This is a genomic window from Halostella litorea, from assembly GCF_004785955.1.
Lineage (GTDB): Archaea > Halobacteriota > Halobacteria > Halobacteriales > Natronoarchaeaceae > Halostella > Halostella litorea.
Genome location: NZ_SJER01000013.1, coordinates 1 through 2,771, shown reverse-complemented (window position 1 = coordinate 2,771; position 2,771 = coordinate 1). Strand labels below are relative to the sequence as shown.

The window sequence follows — 2,771 nt, the reverse complement described above, 5'->3', positions numbered from 1 at the left end:
AAGTCCGGAAGGAGATGAGGATTCCACCCCTGCGGTCCGCCGTACACGATGGGATCTGATGTTAGCCTTGGTAGTTCGGTGCCACCCGGCCGGTCAGCGGTTCGGTGGGCACCGAGCACGGACCACGCAATATGGTGTACACTCTCTGAGTGTACCCGCCAAGCCCCCCGGCCCTTGTGGCCGGGAACATTCCGGTTGATCCTGCCGGAGGCCATTGCTATCGGGGTCCGATTTAGCCATGCTAGTCGCACGAGTTCATACTCGTGGCGAATAGCTCCGTAACACGTGGCCAAACTACCCTACGGAGAGGCATAACCTCGGGAAACTGAGGCTAATACCTCATACGGCTCGCACCTTGGAAGAGAGCGAGCCGGAAACGCTCCGGCGCCGTAGGATGTGGCTGCGGCCGATTAGGTAGACGGTGGGGTAACGGCCCACCGTGCCGATAATCGGTACGGGTTGTGAGAGCAAGAACCCGGAGACGGTATCTGAGACAAGATACCGGGCCCTACGGGGCGCAGCAGGCGCGAAACCTTTACACTGCACGCCAGTGCGATAAGGGGACCCCGAGTGCGAGGGCATATAGCCCTCGCTTTTGCACACCGTACTGAGGTGCGCGAATAAGGACTGGGCAAGACCGGTGCCAGCCGCCGCGGTAATACCGGCAGTCCAAGTGATGGCCGATCTTATTGGGCCTAAAGCGTCCGTAGCCGGCCAGGCAAGTTCGTCGGGAAATCCACCCGCTCAACGGGTGGGCGTCCGGCGAAAACTGTCTGGCTAGGGACCGGAAGACCCGAGGGGTACGTCCAGGGTAGGAGTGAAATCCCGTAATCCTGGACGGACCGCCGGTGGCGAAAGCGCCTCGGGAAGACGGATCCGACGGTGAGGGACGAAAGCTTGGGTCACGAACCGGATTAGATACCCGGGTAGTCCAAGCTGTAAACGATGCTCGCTAGGTGTGGCACAGGCTACGAGCCTGTGCTGTGCCGCAGGGAAGCCGCGAAGCGAGCCGCCTGGGAAGTACGTCTGCAAGGATGAAACTTAAAGGAATTGGCGGGGGAGCACTACAACCGGAGGAGCCTGCGGTTTAATTGGACTCAACGCCGGACATCTCACCAGCTCCGACAGCAGGAGTGACAGTCAGTGTGATGAGCTTACTAGACCTGCTGAGAGGAGGTGCATGGCCGCCGTCAGCTCGTACCGTGAGGCGTCCTGTTAAGTCAGGCAACGAGCGAGACCCGCACCCCTAATTGCCAGCATGGCCTTCACGGCTGATGGGTACATTAGGGGGACTGCCAGTGCCAAACTGGAGGAAGGAACGGGCAACGGTAGGTCAGTATGCCCCGAATGAGCTGGGCGACACGCGGGCTACAATGGCCGAGACAATGGGACGCTACCTCGACAGAGGACGCTAATCTCCTAAACTCGGTCGTAGTTCGGATTGAGGGCTGCAACCCGCCCTCATGAAGCTGGATTCGGTAGTAATCGCGCCTCAGCAGGGCGCGGTGAATACGTCCCTGCTCCTTGCACACACCGCCCGTCAAAGCACCCGAGTGAGGTCCGGATGAGGCCGGCCACGCCGGTCGAATCTGGGCTTCGCAAGGGGGCTTAAGTCGTAACAAGGTAGCCGTAGGGGAATCTGCGGCTGGATCACCTCCAACGACCCGAGACCAGGCCGACGCGCCTGGCTCACCTTGGCGTCCGTACTCGCACACCCCACCACCCGCCCGACCGACCGGGCACCTCAGAACTACCAAGGCTAACACCTCCACCACACGCCTCTCCCAACCCGGGAGAGCGGGCCCATAGCTCAGCGGTAGAGTGCCTCCTTTGCAAGGAGGATGCCCTGGGTTCGAATCCCAGTGGGTCCATGTAAATCGGAATCCATCCCGGACCGACGCCCTTAAGTGGGAGTCGGCCCGACGATGGAATCCGAAGCAAACCGATGCACCATCCCGCGCAAGCGCGGTTGGGAAGGGTTGAACACGAGTCCGGTGACACCCAGACTCGTGTAATGACGCCGTGTGTACGTGCAATCCAGACGTCCACTGGACCCGTTCCCGGGTCACAGTGACAATCGATAACCACAACGTGGCTACTGTGCCACCTGGTGGATAGCTCGGCTCGAGTGCCGATGAAGGACGTGCCAAGCTGCGAAAAGCTCCAGGGACCCGCACGGAGGGAAAGAACTGGAGGTTTCCGAATGGGAATCCCCACCGCAATTGCTTCGCGCAATGGGGAACGCCGGGAATTGAAACATCTCAGTACCGGCAGGAAGAGAAATCAAACCGAGATATCGTCAGTAACCGCGAGTAAACGCGATACAGTCCAAACCGAAGCCTTCGGGCAATGTGGTGTTCGGACTGTTTCATCGTCGGGAAATCTGCATGAAGTCTCCTGGAATGGAGCATGATACAGGGTGACAATCCCGTAATGCAGACGAGTACGACGTGCGTCAGCTCCAGAGTATCGGGGGTTGGATCTCCCTCGTGAATGTGGCCGGCATTGACGGCCAAGACTAAATACACCTCGAGACCGATAGTGAACAAGTAGCGTGAGCGAACGCTGAAAAGCACCCCACAAAGGGAGGTGCAATAGGGCTTGAAATCAGGTGGCGATCGAGCGACGGGGCACGAAAGGTCCTCTGACAAATGAACCGGACGCGAGTCCGCAGTAAGACTCAGAGGAAGCCGCTGTTCCGTCGTACGTTTTGAAAAACGAACCAGGGAGTGTACTTGCTTGACGAGTCTAACCCGAGCATCGGGGAAGGC

The 2,771-nt window shown here is 59.3% G+C and carries 1 tRNA gene and 2 rRNA genes; all 3 read left to right on the top strand.

What is annotated here, in order from left to right:
* Positions 1-188 precede the first annotated feature (188 nt).
* A 16S ribosomal RNA gene (locus EYW40_RS19450) occupies positions 189-1,659 on the top strand.
* A 140-nt stretch (positions 1,660-1,799) separates the two neighbouring features.
* A tRNA-Ala gene (locus EYW40_RS19445) sits at positions 1,800-1,871 on the top strand.
* Between the two features lie 215 nt (positions 1,872-2,086).
* Positions 2,087-2,771: ribosomal RNA gene (locus EYW40_RS20125) — 23S ribosomal RNA — on the top strand; the annotation flags it as partial.